Below are 17616 nucleotides of genomic sequence, written 5' to 3'. Positions count from 1 at the left end.
GGCAGGAAACAATTTCCAGCGCTATGAAAGCCCCTCCCTTACAACTCCTCCCGCCAGATCCGCACCGAATCTGCCTGCACATCCTCTACGCTGTTCAGTTCCATAAAACTACAATCTGTCACCGCTATGAGCTGGTGCCAGATCATAACGGGCACCACCACTTTTGCCGGGGCCTGGATGGTGATGGTCTCCATTTTATCCCGCTGGTCCAGGGTGCACCAGTGCATTTCCGCAGTACCGCTCAGCAGGAAAAGGATCTCGGGGTTCTTGTTGGCACTTTTGCCCTCGTGGTAGTGCTGGCCGCTGCTGCTGCCGGCTTTGCGGTAGCAGAGGATGAACGCACCCGTGCGGGTACAATCCCAGGTATAGTTCTCCCCACGGTCGTCTTTGCCCATGAGGTGTAAAGGGGTTACGGTGATCATAATGCAATATTTTCTTCTGCTGCCACGGGAGCTGCGCCACCCATGCCCGGCAGGAATACTTCAAAATCTTTCAGGGCCTTCAGCTCTCCCTTGCTTTCCAGGGTACCGGCTTTCACCAGTTCCTTGACCCGCCATCCCAGGAAATGCTCTGCCACCGGGAACTTCAGCTTGCCCGTTACCTGGCTCACCGCTTTACTGGCCTTGGTAGGGCCAGCACTTACCGCTGCCAGCAGGTCCTTGTCCAGGAACGTAACGGGCTCCCCTTTCAGCTTCTTGCCACCTTCCAGCAGGCGTATGCCCGCATTCTCGTTCATCAGCCGGCGCCACTCATCCCCATCCAGTTCAAATTCTGCCAGCGATACCGGCCTTGCCAGTTTTTTCGCTTTCACAAATTCCCTGGGCAGTATCTGGCTCAGTTGCGTAGGATAAAATATGCCGCCTTTCTCATTCAGGAAAGGAAGGTTGTTCAGGTAAACGATCTGCACACGGCCGGAAAAATCATACAACTGGCTCACCAGCCAGAAGTAACCCGTCACATCCCGCGCATTCTGCCCGGCCCAGATGCAGAGCTGCAGGTCTTCCTCCGCTTTCAGGCGGGCCTTCAGCCCGCGGAACAGCTGCACATCTTTGGGCAGGTCTGCCACGCGGGTAAAACCCTCCGGCACTGCGGAAATATTTTCACTTTCGGGCGGTGGCGGCGGTACTTCATTCACCGTGTCCCACCATTGCTGGCGGGCCAGTTGCCCGTCTTTTGTGTCCAGGATGAAGAGCGGCCCCACAGAAAGGTCGTCCTCAAAGCTCAGGATCTCCGACTGAAGGCTGCTGTCCAGCTCAAACGCTGCTGCCAATGCCGTTGCCGAAGCGGTTCCAAAAACGATATGCATGAAAACTATTAATAAATGTTATTCCTAAAGATCAATTATTCCCCCACTGTACCTGGATATTGTGCTTATCGGCGTAGGCCTTGCCCAATGCGATCAGCTTGTCAAAACGCTGCCGGTAGCCCTCCCCATATTTATCGTGGATAGCCTGGCCCATGGCGGCCACCTGTTCCGGGCTGGCGCCATTGTCCCATGCCTCCGCCATTTTCGTGTATTCATTTTTATACACGGGAATTACATACGTGTACAGTGCTTCAGACGCGGCCAGCATGTCCCGGGTTTCATCCGTAGGCTTCAGTCCTTTCACCTTTTCCAGGGATTGCTCCACGTATTGGATCTTGTTGTCCACTATTTCCTTCCGCTTCATGATCTCCGTCTGGTCCTTGGTACCTTCTTTCAGTTTGGCAGAAGGGTGCACCATTTCGCGCATCAGGCCATCGTTCTCAAAGCCGTCCAGCATGTTGGTATTCAGCACGGCGTAATCAAAATAATTGGCCGGGGTGGCCGTATTGCAGGCAGTAAAAAATACCAGGCCTGTCACAAACAGTAAAATGTACTTTTTCATCTTTTACTTTAAATGGATCTGCAGTCTGTATTATCCTTCCGCTACTATTTCTTCGTCAATCAAATCCTTCTCGTAGCGCAGGTTGCCAATGATAAATTCCTGGCGGGTCTGTGTATTCTTGCCCATGTAATATTCCAGCAGTTTCTGGATATGGGTATCCTTTGATAGGATGATCGGCTCTTTACGCATATCCTGGCCAATAAAGCGGCCAAATTCATCCGGCGAAATTTCACCCAGGCCTTTAAAGCGCGTGATCTCCGGCTTGCCTCCCAGCTTCTTCACTGCGGCCTGCTTCTCGCCTTCATCATAACAATAAATGGTCTGCTGCTTGTTGCGCACGCGGAACAGCGGCGTTTCCAGCACATACAGGTGCCCGTTCTTCACCAGGTCCGGGAAAAACTGCAGGAAGAAAGTGAGCAGCAGCAGGCGGATGTGCATGCCGTCCACGTCCGCATCAGTAGCGATCACGATATTGTTGTACCGCAGGTCTTCCAGCCCTTCTTCAATGTTGAGGGCGTGCTGCAGCAGGTTAAATTCTTCATTCTCGTATACGATCTTCTTGGTAAGCCCATAGCAGTTCAGCGGCTTGCCCCGCAGGCTGAACACTGCCTGGTTCTCCACGTTGCGCGACTTGGTAATAGAACCACTCGCGGAGTCACCTTCGGTAATGAAGATGGTGGTCTCCTTGCGCTTCATTTCCTGGATATCCTTATCCTTCCCGGTCAGTTCATCATTGAGGTGGAAGCGGCAATCACGCAGCTTGCGGTTGTGCAGGTTCGCTTTCTTGGCGCGTTCGTTGGCCAGTTTTTTAATGCCGGCCAGTTCCTTCCGCTCCCTTTCACTCTGTTCAATGCGCTTCTTCAACGCCTCTGCCGTACCGGGATTGCGGTGCAGGTAATCGTCCAGGTGCTTGGACAGGAAGTCCAGCACAAAGGCCTTCATGGACTGCCCGCCTTCCGATACGGTGAGGGAGCCCAGCTTGGTCTTGGTCTGCGATTCAAACACCGGCTCCTGCACGCGCACCGCAATGGCGGCGCAAATGCTGGCGCGGATATCGGTAGCATCGTAATCTTTCTTGAAAAAGTCGCGGATGGTCTTCACATACGCTTCGCGGAAGGCCGCCAGGTGGGTCCCCCCCTGCGTGGTGTGCTGCCCGTTTACGAAGGAGTAATATTCTTCGCCGTAGGCGTTTTCATGGGTAATGGCCACCTCTATATCATCCCCTCTCAGGTGGATGATGGGATAGCGCAGGTCTTCCTCCGTGGTCTTGCCCTTCAGCAGGTCCAGGAGGCCATTCTTAGACAGGTATTTCTGCCCGTTGAAGTTGATGGTGAGGCCCGCATTCAGGTAACAGTAATTCCAGATCTGCCCCTCCAGGTATTCGGGGATGTAACGGAAGTTCTTGAACACCGTGTCATCCGGTATGAAGGTCACCAGGGTGCCATTGGTTTCCTGGGTGCTGGTCTCTTTATGTTCTTTGGTCAGCACGCCGCGCTCAAATTCCGCCACACGGGTACGGCCATCGCGGATGGACTGTACTCTAAAATAGGACGAGAGTGCGTTCACCGCTTTGGTACCCACCCCGTTCAGGCCTACTGATTTCTGGAATGCTTTGCTGTCGTACTTTGCACCGGTGTTGATCTTGCTCACTACATCCACCACTTTCCCCAGGGGAATACCGCGGCCATAGTCACGTACCGTTACGCTGTGCTCACTCACTTTGATCTCTACCTGCTTGCCAAAGCCCATGGTATGCTCGTCAATACAGTTGTCCACCACCTCCTTGAGCAGGATATAGATACCGTCGTCCATGCTGGAACCATCTCCCAGCTTACCGATGTACATACCGGGGCGGAGGCGGATGTGTTCCCGCCAGTCCAGCGACCGTATCGAGTCTTCGGTATACGCTGCAGAAAGGTCTTTGTTCTCCGTATTTGCCATAACTACTTAAATTCCAAGGTTCTGTTTATCGGGGCCAGCCACGCTATGCGGGCGTGCGGCATGCAACTTACTAAATCTTTTAGCAAAATCCGCTTATGGGCAAAAATAATGGTTTACCACAATTCCCCAAGTTTTAGTTATGCACGCCACTGGGCCTCCACGTGTAAAATAATATATAAATATTCCCTATATCAATATTTTTTCATTAATTCCCCTGGAAAACACCGGCAGAATTAGTGCACCTGCAACTAAACCGCGTCCGTCTTACACGAACTGCAATAAATTCTATCAAAAATTTGTTTTATTTAAAAAAATACATATATTTACAAAAGAGCACCTAACATATCCTAACCTAACTTAAAACCTTTGTCCTATGCAATCCCTGTATATCTTCCTGTCCGTTGCCGCATGTGCCGCCATTCTCATGATCATCCGTAAAGAACAGGCATACCTGCAACGCCTCAGCCATACGTTCATCAAATTAATGCAGAAATTTGAATCCTGGCAGATGCTGCGCTAAGCATCCGCCCCCCTGTCCCGAAAACCGAATACCATATCCTAATACACAAAAACCTGTTCCTATGAAGTTTGGTCTGCTGTTCAAACTGGCGTGCTTGCTCATCGCAGCCATCATCCTTTGCGCGCACCTTGCAGGTCAACACCTGCGCAAGCTGCATCTGAAAAAAGTGCCGGCTCACAAATCCTGATCACCAGCACACCTTTCTTCTTTTTTGCCGGGGCCCCCGGCGCCGAACTTTCACCTCTACAACAAAGGAATAACACCGGTACGGCGTTGTTCCTTTTGTTTTTTAACACTTGTCCGTACGGCGTTGCCCTTCCCTGATCCCCGCCCCCGCTATTCCTTTAGCACCCGCTAAATAAAAGAAGCGGGACCATGGCCCCGCTTCTGCTTGATAATATATGTCAGCGCAATGCTTACCGGTTATAATACTTATTCACTGCATCGGTACGGCTTCGTACATGCAGCTTCTCGTAAATGTTGTGCACGTGGCGTCTTACGGTTTCAATGCTGATAAACAGGTTGCTGGCTATTTCCTTGTACAGGAAGCCCTTGGACAGCTGGTCCAGGATCTCCTTTTCCCGGCTGGTAAGCGCTTCCAGTGCAGGATTGGGCTTGGCCTGTTTCTGGAAATAGGCCACCACGCGGCGGGCTATCTGGCTGCTCATGGGCGAGCCGCCATGGTGCACTTCCATAATGGCTTCCAGCAGTTCACCGGGGCTGGTCTTCTTCAGGATGTAGCCGCTGGCGCCAGCCTCCAGTGCCTGGAAGATCTTTTCATCATCCTCGTACACCGTCAGCATCATAAACTGCATATCAGGAAACTCGCCTTTCAGGCGTGCTATACATTCAATACCATTCATGCCGCCCGGCAGGTTGAAATCCATCAACACCACGTTGGGCAGCAAAGCCGGGATCTGCTCTACCGCGGTCTCACCATTGTTGAACGCGCCCACACAGGCATAACCCTCTGAACCGTTTATCAGCAACTCCATAGCGGTCCGAATATCATGATTGTCTTCCACGATGGCCACTGAAATAATATCCATGGATCCCTGGGACTTCTTTTTTGAGTAAACAGTCATTGTATTTAATTAGGTCGATTGCTCTCAGGAGTGTTTTTTCTCTGAAAGCGAATGTAGGTTAATTTAACGGTATATCTAGCAGCACCGTGGTTCCCTTGTTAGTAGAAATATCGGCATAGCCGCCCACAGCCTGCATACGTTTCTGGATATTTTTCAGGCCATTCCCGAAAAGGCGCACTTTCTCGGGGTCAAACCCTTTGCCATTGTCACGGATCAGGATAGTCATTTTGTTGTCCGCGATCTTCAGTTCAATGATCACCTCCGTGGCCTGCGCGTGTTTCATCACGTTGTTTACCGCCTCCTTCACCGCCAGGTAGATATTGCGCCGCGTGCCCCCGCTCAGCTTAATGTCCGGGATACTCTCCGGGATGTAGAACGCGTGGTCTATATGCGCATGCTCCAGGAAGTCTGCCACAAAACTGCGCATGTAGGCGATCAGGTTTTCCAGGGAGTCATTACTGGAGTTCATGGCCCAGATGATCTCTCCCATCTTGTCCACCAGCTCGCCGGCCGCTTCAGAAATACGTTCTATCTCCTTCGTTTGTGACGGGTCCTGGATCTTGCGTTTCGCAATCTCGCTCAGCAGGCGGATAGTGCTGAGACCGGAGCCCAGGTCGTCATGCATATCACTGGAAATGCGGGCCCGCTCCTGGTCTACCGCCTGTTCCTTCTCCAGCTTCAGCTTCTCATGCCGGATCTTATAGTCCAGGTAGAGCGTGGAGAAATAATACGCAATGCCCAGCAGGAGCAATAACAAGAGGAACCGGAACCACAGCGTTTGCCAGAAAGGCACGCGGATCACGATCTCCAGCGAAGTAGAGGTACCGCTCCAGATGTCATCGTTATTGGATGCACGCACCTTAAAAACGTATGTACCCGGCCGAAGGTTCGTATAACGCGCCATTTTAAAGGTGCCTGCTTCCACCCAGTCCTCGTCCGCTCCTTCCAGCATGTACTGCATCGAGTTTTTCAGAGGGTTGGTAAATTCCAGCGGCACGTATTCTATGGCAATGGTATTTTGATTGTACGGCAATTCTATGTGCCGCAGCAATGACACCGCGGTGTCCGATTCATACGGGCGGTCCAGCACTTCCAGGCTCTTGATCACCACCGTAGGCACAAAGGGATTATTCTTGAAGTTCTTGGGATAAAACCCGTTCACCCCGCGGATGCCACCAAAGAACAGTTCCCCGTCCACCGACTTAAAATAGGCCCCGGTATTAAATTCATTGCTCTGCAGCCCGTCCACATAGGTGTAGGTGTAGATCTCGTTGGTCACGGTATTGATCACAGACAGGCCTTTGTCGTGACTTACCCACACACGGTCCTTATCGTCCAGCAGCAGGCCATACAGGAAGTCGTTTACCAGCGATGGGTTGTCGTAACTGTTATAATGCTGCAGTACATTGTATTGCTGGTCCAGGATGAACAATCCCCGGCTAGTGGCCACCAGCAACTGTTTGTGGGCATTCTTGTTCAGTGATTTGATGGTGGTGCCGGATGGCATGGGAATGCTTTTCCAGTTATTCAGCCCGGCCTCTTTTACATACAGGGATGCTTTGGTACCCACGTATTGATTGCCATCAAAATCTTCAAAATAACAGGTAAGGCTTTCATGCGCAAACTGGTGTACAATGGCGGTCCGGTATTGCCCTGCATCGTTGATAAACTTGAGCAGGTACTCTCCATCATTGAAGTACACCTCTCCGTTGGGCCGTTTAAAAACAAAGGGCCAGTCGTTCAGCTGGGGCGGCAGTCCCAGGGCATTGATCTTGTCGGTGAGGTTCTGGAACTTCCGGGTATTGACCTGGAACAGGCCAATGCTGGACCGCTGGAAGTGCAGCCAGATGTGGCTTTCATCTTCCCTGCAGATAGCGCTCAGGTTATCGCCGGGAAAAATACCGGGCGATGTCTCGTTGGAAATGCGCTCCATAAAACGCCCGTCCGGCGCATAAATATCCATCCCGTCTGCCATCATGCCTACAAACAGGCGCCCGTCGTCGTGTTTATAAATGGCCTTGGCCATGTTATGCGTGAGGTAGGGAGAGCGGTATTGGTTAAATACTTTTTTGTGCGGGGAATACTTCTTGATGCCGTCTCCATCCGTGCCTACCCACATATTGTCTGCCGCATCGCGGTACAGGTAGTTCACGTTGTTGAGAGAGCGGGTTTCAATAGAGTTAAAGGTGATGATGTGCTGTACAATGGCGTGGCTGGCCACGTTGTAGATCAGCACCCCATCACTGCCGCCTATCCATACATTGCCGGCGTGGTCCATTTCCATCACCTGTGGAATGAAGTCCTGGTTGTACACGTTGTGAATGTCAAAAGGCAGGTCGGTATAGCGGTTCAGGCGTTTATTGAAAATGGTCACATGCCCTCCGCTGGCAATCAGCAGGGAGTCACGGTTCAGGCTGCGCATCACACAATTGTTGCCGATCACGGGCACGTTGTAGGTCAATACACGGGAGCTCTTGATATCCATGGCCAGCAACTCTCCGGGCTTGCGGTTCATCCAGATCACGGAGCCATCTTTTACCATGGCAGTAGGCAGGGGCTGGCCGCCAAAACTGCGGGGATACAGCACCACCTTGCGCAGGGTGTAATTAAGATCGTCCAGCACATACAGGCCCTTGGCAGGGCGCCAGATCCAGAGCTGGCGGGCAGCCGTGTCTTCCCCCAGGATCACGAACTTGCGCAGGAAATCACGCTCATACTCATTCACATTGGAGGTGTCGTGAAAGACTTCCCGGAAAGAGTTACGGTATTTGTCGTACAGGGAAATACCGCAATTGTGGGCCAGCAGCAGCTGGTGGCGGCTGTTATTGTAGAACTGGTATTGTTTATAACCTTTGAGGTCAAAACGGTTGATCACCGCGCGGCCACCGTTAGGGGCCCGGTGTACCAGGTCGCCGGCGCCGTGGCGGTTCTCATCGCCCGTGCTGGGATTATAGCGGTATTCATTGAACACGTAGCCGTCAAAACGGTTCACCCCATCCCTGGTGGCAATCCACAGGAAACCCTGGTCATCCTGTATGATATTGTAAACGCTGCTTTGCGAAAGCCCTTCGTTCACCCCGTATGCATCAAAAATGTAACTCTTCTCCAGCGTCTGGGCATACGCCTGTGGCATAAAACCCATCACACCAAGGAAAAAAAAGGTAAGCAGTCGTTGGATTGGCGACATGTAAGTAAAATAGGTGTCTGTAAAGCGTATCTTGCAAATATATAATTCTGGCGGAAACTTTATATTTTTCTTACTTTGGAGTCACTTATTACGCTGTTTTGAACAAATTGCGCTGTTTTGAACAAACCTACCGACCTATGACCTTACAACCGGCACACACCCTTGTCCTGGGCCTGTTTCTCCTGCTCTGCTATGGCACGGCCTTTCCCCAGGCACCTAAGCTCACTCCCATAAAATCCGGTACCACCGCCAGTTTCCGCGGCCTTTCCGTGGTAAACGACAGTGTGATCTGGCTCTCCGGCACCGCCGGTACCGTGGGCCGCAGCACGGATGGCGGCAGGAACTGGCAATGGCACCATACCACTTCCTGCGACTCGTGCGACTGGCGCAGCATTGCCGCGGTGAACGAGATGGAAGCCTTTGTGCTCAATGCCGGCTCCCCCGCCAGCTTGCTCTACACCTACGATGGCGGCTACACATGGACCATCCAGTATACCAACCGTGACTCCACCGTGTTCTTCGACAGCATGGTGTTTGCTGACTCCCTGCACGCCTACGCCATTGGCGATCCTGACAGCGACGGCCATTTCCGCATGCTATACACGGAAAATGGCGGCCACCGCTGGCTTACGTATGATTACGATGAAGGCGAGTTCCCGGAAGCCAGGCCCGGTGAAGCCATCTTTGCCGCCAGCAACAGTAACCTGGCGCCGGACCGGGGCCAGCCCCGTTTTATCACCGGCGGTAAGGCCTGCCGCCTGTTTACTGCCACGGCAGTGGAAGGCAGGGCCACTCCACCCATTGGCCACCTGAATATACAATGGCATACCCAGGACCTCCCCATGTTGCAGGGCCAGTCCACCACCGGGGCTTTTGCCATGGATTTTTACCAGGACCACGGCATTATTGTAGGAGGTGATTACAAGCGCGAAGGCCTGCGCATACAAAACTGCCTGTACAGCACAGACGGCGGCCTAAGCTGGAAACCGGCGCAGACACCGCCTTTCGGCTACCGTTCCGGTGTAGCGTTCGTTAACATGAACTGGTTAGCAGCGACCGGGACGGCTGGCACGGATTATTCGCTGGATGGCGGTAAAAACTGGCATAATTTGGGAAAAACGGGGTACAACACGGTTAAAAGCCTGGGCAATGGCCAAAGCGCTATCCTGGCGGGCGCCGGCGGAAAGATAGCCCTGCTCACCTTTCCAGTAACGAATAAATAACCTGCGGCTATATTGCATTTACCGGTAATGGTTTGTATTTTAAAGCATTAGGAAGCAAGGCCAGCCACCCGTGGCGCCTGCGGGCAAAAAAAGGGTGGCCAGACCTGGAAAGGCGCACCACCGGAATAATAGTTTAAAGCAAAAAGTAAATTTATAGCGATGAAGTTAGTGACTTATCATTACCATGCCATACCACCTTTTAGCCAACTTTTATGTGCCCGGAAATGTGGTTATTCGCTGCTGGCTAAACAAGGGCCCAACCCGTTTTATTTTTATTAGTTTTGTGCCCACTTTGGCATTTGAAAATGTGATTTATGCAAATTGAAACTTCGTCCAGTAAATATTCTGTAAAACACTACCCGGACGCCATAAGGGAGTGGAAACAAGAGGGCAACTACTTTAGCTTCACCACCGCAGAAACCATCCTGGAAGTACGCGTTATCACCGATAAGATCATCCGCTTCCGCTACGCCGCAGACGGCACTTTCCAGCGGGAATTTTCCTACGCCACCAGCGCCCGCATGGAAGATGCGCCGATCTTCTTCCAGCTCCGTGAACTGGAAGAGGTATTCGAGATCACCACGGATGCCATCAAGGTGTTCATTGCAAAAGACAACCTGCGTATTACCATTACCGACAAGGAAGGCCGCATCATCAACCAGGATGAACTGGGCTTCCACTGGCAGTATTACCTCCAGAAGGGCGGCAAGATCGTGTACTGCTCCAAGGTGATCCAGGAAGAAGAAGCCTTTTATGGCCTGGGCGACAAGCCCACGGAGCTGAACCTGCGCGGCAAGCGCATGGAAAACTACGGCACCGATGCGTACGGCTTTCAGAAGGATACCGATCCGCTTTACCGCAACATTCCTTTTTACTATGGCCTGCACAACGGCATTGGCTATGGTATTTTCTTCGATAATACCTTCCGCACCCTCTTTGATTTTGGTAAGGAGCGCGATGATGTGGCCAGCTTCTGGGCACGGGGCGGAGAGATGAACTATTATTTCATTTACGGACCGGAACTGCTGCAGGTAGCAGAGTCTTATACCCGCATTACCGGCACGCCGGAACTGCCGCCCCTGTGGAGCCTGGGCTACCACCAGTGCCGCTGGAGCTACTACCCGGCTGCAAGGGTGAATGAGATCGCCGCAGAGTTCCGCAAGCGCGAGATCCCCTGCGATGTGCTCTATCTCGACATCGATTATATGGAAGGATTCCGTTGCTTCACCTGGAGCAAGGAAGGCTTCCCCGATCCCAGCACTTTTATTAAGGAACTATCCAAACTGGGCTTCAAGATCGTAGTGATCATTGACCCTGGCATAAAGGTGGATCCCGAGTATTTCGTATACCAGGAAGGCATCAAAAATAATTACTTCTGCAAACGTGCCGACGGTGCGCTGATGGAGGGCGATGTATGGCCGGGTAAATGCGTATTCCCCGACTTTACCAACCCCGTGGTACGCAAGTGGTGGGCCGATCTCTTTGCCAGCCTGGTGGCCTATGGCGTGCGCGGTGTATGGAATGATATGAACGAACCCGCCGTGTTTGAAATGGGCTCCTTCCCGGAAGACGTACGCCACGACTACGATGGAGAGCAGGTAAGCCATCGCAAGGCCCATAACATTTATGGCCACCTCATGACCATGGCCACGGCCGCAGGCATGAAAAAACACCTGATGCCCTACCGTCCCTTCCTGATCACGCGCAGTTGCTACTCCGGCGCACAACGCTTCACGTCTGTATGGACGGGCGATAACGTGGCCAGCTGGGAGCACCTTTGGCTCGCTTCCGTACAGTGCCAGCGCCTGGCGGTAAGCGGCATTTCCCACGCGGGCAGCGACATTGGCGGTTTTATTGGAGAGCCGGATGGAGAGCTGTATACCCGCTGGATCCAGCTGGCCACTTTCCACCCACTCATGCGCACACACTCTGCGAGCAATGAGACCGGCTTTAACCAGGAGCCCTGGAGCTTTGGTACCAAGTACGAATTCATTGTTAAGAAGTTCATACAACTACGCTACCACCTCCTGCCCTATTTCTACACTACTTTCTGGCAATACTCCACCCTGGGCACGCCCATGCTGCGCCCCATTGCATTTGTATCACAGCACGATCCGGTGACCCGCCACCGCAATGATGAGTTCATGTTTGGCGATGCGCTGCTGGTCAGCCATGTAAGTGAGCCGGGCATGAAACAAAAGGAAGTATACCTGCCGGAAGGCAAGTGGTATTATTACTTCACCAATGAAGTGTTTGAAGGGGGTAAGATCATCACCATTCCCACACCCATTGAGGAAATGCCCCTGTTTGTAAAAGCAGGCATGGTAGTGACCAAGTATCCGAAGATGCAGTATGTAGGGGAACAGGTAGTGGAAGAGCTGGCGCTGAACGTGTATTACAACAGCGATGAAGTAACACACAGCGTGCTGTATGAAGATGCCGGTGATAACTATGGCTATAAAAGTGAGCTGTTCAACATCATCCGCTTCCGCCAGATGTCCGACAGCAAGCAGTTCCGGCTGAAAAAGAAATTTCACGGCAAGTACCGCAATACGTACACGACGCAGAAGGTGATCATCCATGGACTGCCGTTTACCCCGAAGGAATTTGTGGTGGATGGACAGGTGTTTCCCATCACGGCAAAGAACCTGGCAGCGGGTGTGGTGAAAATGTCGCTGGAGCGCAAGTTCGAAGAACTGATCGTCCGGTAATGAATGACGGTTTATCAAAGCAGATCATCCGTTAAGCAGTACTGATCATCCCGGTTGATCATTCACCGGGAATAGCAAAAACATATCCAGGCAAAAAGCGGTTGTTGTGCAGGCAGCCGCTTTTGCTTTTCCACGCTGGCCCCGTTTCGCCTTATTTTGGTACTGTTAATCCCTCAACGAATGGTTAAAATTTTGTTATTGCCAGGGCTCTCAATATCATTCTAATGCCATTTTTTCCAAAAAACCCGTTCATTTTGTTCATTCGGTTTATAGGCTATACATGTGTGTTAGAAGGTTATATATTTGTATTAACTCTAAAGTTGGCATAGGTTATGAGAAGGCACTGAGATTTCAATCTATAGTGCCTTATTTTTTTGAAACCCTTTGCCAGTAAGGCTTCTGGCGATAATTACTATCCACGAAAACCCTGTTTGGGACGATCATTCTGCAGTGCCGCGTTATCCGCCGGGATTTTCCGTCACCCTGCAACACGCCATCCGTCACCTGCGCCCTTTACCGCCGGCCCCATCTTTTGCACCTTTTATGCACACTCATAAACATTACATTGAATGTGTTTTATCTTGCATAAGTCAATATAACTAAACCTATGAACGACATGCTTACCTGGGCCGATACCCTTGAGAGCAGGCGCAATGCATTAGAAGCCCGCCTCTATGCTGCCCACATAGCCGACCTGGAGATCACGTGCTTATCATACCTCGATGCGGCACAATGGCATTTCCGCGACGCCTCCACCACTGCCCGCCGTGTACTGGTGCTGTACGCCCTGTCACTGGCGGCTTACAAGCCCTCCAAAAAACCGGCCATCCTTGCCTGGCTGCAACAACAACGGCTGCACTTCCTGGTATCGGCGGAAGAACACCAATTCCTGCAGGGCCAGCACTCCGACGAAAAACTACAAGCCAGATACAGCTGGAGCCTGGAAGGCGCCTACATCCTGGCCTGGGCCCTGGACCTGGTGCCCCTGGCACCGGATGCCGCCAGTGAGGCACCCATCGCCGCCCTTCTCTCCCACATCCCCCACCTGGGGGCGGATACGACAGCCTTCATTGCCCACTGCCATTACCGGGAGCCGGAAGAGCTGGTGGCCGAATACGTGTTCAACGACCTGGCGGTAGTGCACCTGCGCCGCCTGTATGAGCAAGGCGCCCGCACGGTACAGCAGCTACACCCTATGGCGGTGTTTGAACGCAGGAAAGCCCTGAGCTGGATCACAGAGAGCCGGCCTCAGAGCGCGTAGAAGACACCCGTTTCAAACTTCAGGAAAAAAGCCATGGACAGCCATCATGCTCCCACCAGGGAACATATGGCAAAGGAACACCGGTCCTTTCATTGAAAAGGACCGGGCTCACAAACACGTAACCGCGCTGCTTACGCCGCTAATAGATCGTTACGTAATAACAATAAAACAGTGCAATAAAAAGAAATAAGACACACAGCACTCTCCATACCCCATACAGGTACGCTGGCTGTGGTACAGCTTTCAGGGACATTTTCATAAGACAATCTTTAACGACGAACAATGTTTTTCAAAAGGATACAGACTGGGTCACAATAAGCCTGGTGACAATCTTTGCATTCGGTTTAGTCGCAATATAATAATCAAATAACAAACACGGCCATTCAGTTTATTCAGGGCACGGTTAAAATTATAAATCAACCATTTGCCATAAAAAACGGCCCGGGAGCAAAGTGTCCCGGGCCGTTGTTATCATCACTTTAAAAACTACTTGTGCAGGGTGATGGTGCCTGTGTTGGTCACTTTACCCCCCTTCACAGTAAGACCTGTAATAGTGGTGTCTTTATAACCATTGGAAGCATTTACATACATGCTGTAAGTGCCTTCCTGTACACCGCGGATCATGAACTCACCACCTCTCCAGGGCAGTGCATACAGCGTATCGGTGCTGCCATACAGGCTTACCACCGGCTTGGCATCATCAGGGCCCACTTTACCGGACACTATACCAAAGCGGTTCGGCGTGAACACGCGGATGAACGGATTGAGGATGAAGTGCCCCCTGAACACTTCCAGTACGGAGTGGTTCACGTCAAAATCAAGCCAGAGGCGGAATGCATCGTCGGAGAAGTTTTCCCAGTCGCTGCGACGTACATTGATCACCAGCTTGGTTTCACCATTCCAGGTACCCAGCGGGTAGGTAACGCTGTCTTTTACCAGGCTGTTATTGTTGCCAATGGTAATGCGGATGCGCTCAATGTTGCCTTTGATGGCATTGCCGGCAGCCAGCAACGTGTCTGTACCATTGCGCAGGTTCAGCAGGTTATATACACCGGCGCGGATGTCCAGTGTATCCCATACGTTGCACTTTTTGTTATCCCACTTACCATTGTCCCAGCCGCAGCGGTTGGGGCCTTCACCTACCTCGCTGCTGTCTACGCTGCAGGTGTCCACGAGCACTTCCACAGCGCGGATGTCCAGGTTCACGGCATCAAAAAAGCCGGGACCATCAGACAGGTAAATGTTCAGTTTTTGTTCGTTGGCATTGGGCTTTGCGCCGCCCGCACTATTGTCTTTGTTACAGGCATAGATACCCGTGAGTAAAAGCGCCACCAGAGCAAGTGGCCACGCACCAAAGCGGAGTTTCATAATGAAGGTTTTTAAAATGAAGAAATGGTAAAGTATAGTGTAACTGTTTAGTTCATAATAAGTACTCCGGTGTGACGTAAAATGTTTTCGATCCTGGCGTTCCTTCCCGTTCTTGCATAGGGAATGGTCTTTAGATATGGTTGCCTTCTTAAAGTTTAAACCCTGTTAAAATTTTTTATAGTCAACAAAATTGACGTTCATGTGCTGCTAAATTTTCCAGGCTGTTTTCCATATAACGATGGAAGCGTTGACATCAAAACGCAATAAGCTACAGTTCCAGTATGTGTATCGGTCTAATGGTTCGGATTATCTTACTGTAAGACAAAATCATACCAAAAAACGGTTTCATACAAAAAGGCTGTACCGCCTGCGGCACAGCCTTTCCCAACTGTTTATGTTACAATATTTTATTTCCGGCGCTTCAGCACCAAAGCCCCCAGGGGTGGGGCATCCAGCATAAGGCGGTAGGGTTTGCCGTTCCATTCTTCCATGGTGGTTCTCAGGGGGCCGGTGTTACCTACGCCGCTGCCACCATACATATCGTCATCGCTGTTCAGGATCACCTCCCAGGTGCCTTCCTCCCGCATACCCAGGCTATAACCCAGGCGGGGCACCGGTGTCATATTCAGCACCACCAGGACCTGGTCCTTTTCCATTTTGCCATGGCGCGCGTACGCCACCACGCTGTTATCATAGTCATTGACGGTCACCCATTCAAAGCCTTCATATTCAAACTGCTTTTCGTACAGCCCCGGGTGCGATGTGTACAACTCGTTGAGCGCCCTTACGTAATGTTGCAGCCCCTCGTGCGATGCATATTGCAGCAGGTGCCAATACAATTCACCTTTGTAATTCCATTCTCCTGTTTGCCCGAATTCACCGCCCATAAAAAGCAACTTGGTGCCCGGATGGGTGAACATGTACGTGTACATGGTGCGCAGGTTGGCAAACTTCTGCCAATCGTCTCCCGGCATTTTATATAGTAAGGATGACTTACCATGCACCACCTCATCGTGGCTCAGCGGCAGCATGAAGTTTTCTGAAAATGCATATGCAATGCTGAAGCTGAACTGGTCCTGCATCGTTTTACGGTACACCGGATCTGCTTTGAAATAACGCAGGGTATCATTCATCCAGCCCATCATCCATTTCTGCCCAAACCCAAGCCCACCGGCAAACACCGGCTTAGACACCCCATAAAACGAAGTAGATTCCTCCGCGATCATCTGCACATCCGGGAACGTTGCATAGATGTAGGTATTCATTTCCTGCAGGAACGCAATGGCTTCCAGGTTCTCCGGGCCACCGTGGATATTGGGCTCCCAGGTACCTTCCGGGCGGGAGTAATTGAGGTGGATGATAGATGCCACCGCATCCACACGCAGGCCGTCCACATGGAATTTATCCAGCCAGAACACAGCATTGCTGATAAGGAAAGATTTCACCTCGTTGCGTGCATAGTTAAAAATATAAGAGTTCCAATCAGGATGATACCCCTTGCGCTCATCTTCCGATTCATACACGAAAGAACCGTCAAACTTATACAGCCCATGTGCGTCATAAGGGAAGTGGGAAGGTACCCAGTCCAGGATCACGCCGATGCCCGCCTGGTGAAAGGCATCTACCATGGCCATAAACTCCGTAGGTGAGCCATAGCGGCTGGTGGGGGCGTAATAGCCGGTTATCTGGTAGCCCCAGGAGCCATCAAAAGGATGCTCCATCACCGGCAGCAGCTCCACGTGCGTGAAGCCCATTTCCGCTACATAGGGTACCAGCATTTCAGTGATCTCCCGGTAGCTGTAAAACACCTCGTGATCGTTGGGGTCCGGGCGGCGCCAGCTGCCCAGGTGCACTTCGTACACGGTGATGGGACTTTGCAGGCTATTCTTTTTGTGGCGGTTGGTGAGCCACTTTTTGTCTTTCCATTTGTACTCCAGGGAAGTGGTCACGGATGCCGTTTTAGGGCGCAGCTCCCACTCATTGGCGTAAGGATCGCCTTTGTAAAGCTCGTCGCCTGTGGCGGAGATAATACAGTACTTATATTTTTCGCCGTAGTCCACGCCGGGCACAAAGCCTTCCCAAATGCCGCTTTTGTCCCAGCGGGGCAGCAGTACATGGCTATCCTTGTTCCATCCGTTGAAATCGCCCACCACACTTACCCGCCGGGCATTCGGTGCCCACACGGCAAAGTACATCCCGTTGCCTGCCTCTTCATGCGAGACCGCATGCGAGCCAAACTTCTCATACAAGCGGTAATGTTTTCCGCTCCCAAACAGGGCAATATCAAATTCGGTGAACAAGGTGTAAGGCAAAATGCCCGTAGCAACGGCGGTAAGCTTGCTGGTGCTCTTTTTTCTCTGGGTGGCCATGTGGTTGCGAGGTGGTTAGATATTTACGGGAATATACTCAAAAACCTTGCAAAAAGAGAAAAAAGGTCCCCCCAACAAAAAAA

Annotated in this window: 13 protein-coding genes; 5 read left to right on the top strand and 8 right to left on the bottom strand. The window is 51.7% G+C overall.

From position 1 onward, the window contains the following. Positions 1–38: 38 nt before the first annotated feature. The 4 genes from DCC81_RS17500 to DCC81_RS17485 are packed head-to-tail and all read right to left on the bottom strand — an operon-like array spanning position 39 to position 3809. Complete coding sequence (locus DCC81_RS17500) at positions 39–422, bottom strand: hypothetical protein (protein WP_108687875.1); 384 nt, start codon at positions 420–422, stop codon at positions 39–41. Further along, positions 419–1306, bottom strand: coding sequence for a DUF1835 domain-containing protein (locus DCC81_RS17495; RefSeq protein WP_108687874.1), 888 nt, complete (start codon positions 1304–1306; stop codon positions 419–421). The genes DCC81_RS17500 and DCC81_RS17495 overlap by 4 nt, the downstream gene beginning before the upstream one ends. Positions 1307–1337: 31 nt before the next feature. Continuing rightward, entirely contained in the window at positions 1338–1868 is a 531-nt protein-coding gene (locus tag DCC81_RS17490; RefSeq protein ID WP_108687873.1) for a hypothetical protein, read from the bottom strand. 30 nt (positions 1869–1898) lie between these two features. Further along, entirely contained in the window at positions 1899–3809 is a 1911-nt protein-coding gene (locus tag DCC81_RS17485) for a DNA topoisomerase IV subunit B (RefSeq protein WP_108687872.1), read from the bottom strand. Positions 3810–4182: 373 nt separating this feature from the next. Here DCC81_RS17485 and DCC81_RS25580 point away from each other — a divergent pair, with 373 nt between their 5' ends. After that, positions 4183–4329: a hypothetical protein gene (locus DCC81_RS25580; protein WP_165806625.1), complete on the top strand. Its 147-nt coding sequence runs from the start codon at positions 4183–4185 to the stop codon at positions 4327–4329. A gap of 61 nt (positions 4330–4390) precedes the next feature. Beyond that, a complete protein-coding gene (locus tag DCC81_RS25975; protein WP_262510169.1) occupies positions 4391–4516 on the top strand; it encodes a hypothetical protein in 126 nt (41 codons plus the stop codon). 229 nt (positions 4517–4745) lie between these two features. Here DCC81_RS25975 and DCC81_RS17480 read toward each other — a convergent pair whose 3' ends face one another. Together DCC81_RS17480 and DCC81_RS17475 are read right to left on the bottom strand one after the other, a co-directional pair. Next, a complete protein-coding gene (locus tag DCC81_RS17480; protein WP_240613013.1) occupies positions 4746–5378 on the bottom strand; it encodes a response regulator transcription factor in 633 nt (210 codons plus the stop codon). 94 nt (positions 5379–5472) lie between these two features. Next, on the bottom strand, positions 5473–8601 hold the full coding sequence (locus DCC81_RS17475) for a sensor histidine kinase (protein ID WP_108687870.1): 3129 nt from the start codon (positions 8599–8601) through the stop codon (positions 5473–5475). Positions 8602–8738: 137 nt separating this feature from the next. Here DCC81_RS17475 and DCC81_RS17470 point away from each other — a divergent pair, with 137 nt between their 5' ends. The 3 genes from DCC81_RS17470 to DCC81_RS17460 all read left to right on the top strand — a co-directional run bounded on the left by DCC81_RS17470 (position 8739) and on the right by DCC81_RS17460 (position 13796). After that, entirely contained in the window at positions 8739–9824 is a 1086-nt protein-coding gene (locus DCC81_RS17470) for a beta propeller repeat protein (RefSeq protein WP_108687869.1), read from the top strand. Positions 9825–10138: 314 nt separating this feature from the next. Continuing rightward, positions 10139–12535, top strand: coding sequence for a glycoside hydrolase family 31 protein (locus DCC81_RS17465; RefSeq protein WP_108687868.1), 2397 nt, complete (start codon positions 10139–10141; stop codon positions 12533–12535). A gap of 607 nt (positions 12536–13142) precedes the next feature. Beyond that, a complete protein-coding gene (locus DCC81_RS17460; RefSeq protein ID WP_108687867.1) occupies positions 13143–13796 on the top strand; it encodes a DUF4272 domain-containing protein in 654 nt (217 codons plus the stop codon). Between the two features lie 486 nt (positions 13797–14282). Here the strand turns inward: DCC81_RS17460 and DCC81_RS17455 are convergent, their stop codons facing one another. Both DCC81_RS17455 and glgB read right to left on the bottom strand, forming a co-directional pair. Further along, positions 14283–15164: a DUF4382 domain-containing protein gene (locus DCC81_RS17455; RefSeq protein WP_108687866.1), complete on the bottom strand. Its 882-nt coding sequence runs from the start codon at positions 15162–15164 to the stop codon at positions 14283–14285. 407 nt (positions 15165–15571) lie between these two features. Further along, positions 15572–17533, bottom strand: a complete 1962-nt coding sequence (glgB, locus tag DCC81_RS17450) for a 1,4-alpha-glucan branching protein GlgB (RefSeq protein WP_108687865.1) — start codon at positions 17531–17533, stop codon at positions 15572–15574. Between the last annotated feature and the right edge of the window lie 83 nt (positions 17534–17616).

Origin of the sequence: Chitinophaga parva, from assembly GCF_003071345.1 — a bacterium.
GTDB lineage: Bacteria > Bacteroidota > Bacteroidia > Chitinophagales > Chitinophagaceae > Chitinophaga > Chitinophaga parva.
This window is presented reverse-complemented; position numbering and strand designations above follow the sequence as displayed.